1 pseudogene is annotated in these 1,843 nt (G+C 59.0%); it reads right to left on the bottom strand.

The features are described from left to right. Positions 1 to 697: 697 nt before the first annotated feature. Positions 698 to 1,496 (bottom strand): annotated as a pseudogene (locus AAE027_RS39380) (ISNCY family transposase); the annotation flags it as partial. Positions 1,497 to 1,843 lie beyond the last annotated feature (347 nt).

Genomic DNA, 1,843 nt, shown 5'->3' with positions numbered 1-1,843 from the left:
TTCAACCGGACAGACTGAACACGGCAACACGGACGTCGAAAACGACGGTCGCCTGCCAGAGATCGTGAATGTGGGGCCCCTGACCGAGGTCGCTCGCCGTGCTGGCGTTCTGCAACCGCCGACCAACTGGCGTGGACATTAATCGTGCGGCAAGGAAATTGCGGTAGCCGCGCGATTTGGCTACTGTCGCTTCGGATTGACTTAGCGTGGGGGTTGAGAAAAATGCTGCTGGAACGCAGGATTACCGCTATGAGACGATCCGCCGCTGCTGCCGCACACACGGCCCCGATTTTACGGGCCACTTGGGCAGCACGCGCGCCGAAACATGATGTCTGGCGTCTCGACTAACTCATGGTTCGCATTAACGGCCGCAAGCATTGACCATGGCCGATCAGAACGGCTATATGCTTGATGAAATTGTCCAGACCCGGCACAATGGCGCCCGATTTCAGGTTTGGCTTCTGAAAAGCAAGGACTAGCCCCGAGCGCATCGAAACGTCGGCTCAGGTCGCCACTCGTCTACGCTTCAAACTGTGACGACGCCGCCGGTGGTCCTGCCCATCACGTTGAACTTCGCGGATTCAGCAGCTTCAGATCGGCACCCGCTGTCAGTATACCTGGAAGCACGCCCACTATTGTTGCCTCATCTATTTTGCTCCCTGGTCAGGAGAGCGAAGGAGCCGATCACCTGTCTACTTCACGCCACCATTCCTCCGTCGAGCAGTGGAGAGCTTTCCGGTGATGTGACGATCACATCGGCTTGTGCTGCATTTTGCACGGGGCCAAACAACAGTGCGCTTGCTTACTCGCCGCGCCACAATTTGAGACGACGTTGAAGAGTTCGGATTAGTTTGCTCGGGTAGACGGGGCATTCACCTTGAAGCTTGGAGAGAAGTTCGCTGCTAGTCCGCCACGGCTTGGCCTCGGACCATTCGCGCAGCTGTGGCGTAGCTCTGACGAGCTGATCTGGACATCGTCGCTCTCGCTTCCGTTTCGCAATGGCCTGTCGGTCGGCCGTCCCGGTCCTTCTTTCCACGCTGTTCGCAAGCTTGACAAAAACTGTTCAACCGGCGGCGCCACAGTGGGTTGGCTTGCTGGAGCCGCGTCGGCGAGACTGGCCAACTTCTCCTGCACTCCTCGGATATCGCGCAGTAAGGCGACCGGATCCAGATCGGCATAGATCTCATTGACGCGCGCGCGGACGACGTCAGGGGTTCTTGCATCGGCAAACAGCCGCTGATGTAGGGCGTTTTGCGATCCGCGCTCCGTCGCGCTCCTTTCGTCTCAATTTGAAGGATGGCTGGAAAAGTTCACGAACAAGCGGGCCAAACGGCAAAGCTGAGCCAGCAGAGCAGCCGCTTCGAGCCCCTCGAATCGACGTTAGCCGACCATTCGTCGGATCACCGCGCGTTCTTCTGCTCGACAAAGGCCTGACCGTTCTTGCGATAGGGGCGGCAGCGTGTGAAGACGATGCCAGCTTGTTCGCAACACACCTTCCTTCAGACGAACCTGCTGTTCGATTCACTCCCGATGCGGTTCGCATGCCGAACGAACAACGTTGCATGTCGCCGACTGCGGATTTCGGCCATCAATGGCCGGTAGTGGGGTGGGGAATTTGCCCTTTCGCCGTCGCCGAGCCGGTGAGTCACCCGGGGAATTTGCGTCCGCCGTTTCCCGCGACGCCTGCATGGGTAGCGGCGCATCGTCTTGCGGTCGACGCCCGTCAGCCGCTGGATCACCCGCTGGCTCTTCTTCAAGCCAAGTAACGTCGATACCGTGGTCTTTCTCGTAAGCATCCGGTGAGGACCGCGGGGCCGTCAGTCAGGCAGCCTGATTGGCTTGC

This window comes from Bradyrhizobium sp. DN3, from assembly GCF_041357655.1.
Classification (GTDB): Bacteria; Pseudomonadota; Alphaproteobacteria; order Rhizobiales; family Xanthobacteraceae; genus Bradyrhizobium.
Note: the sequence above shows the minus strand (reverse complement) of the source record. Positions and strands in the feature narration are given on the sequence as shown.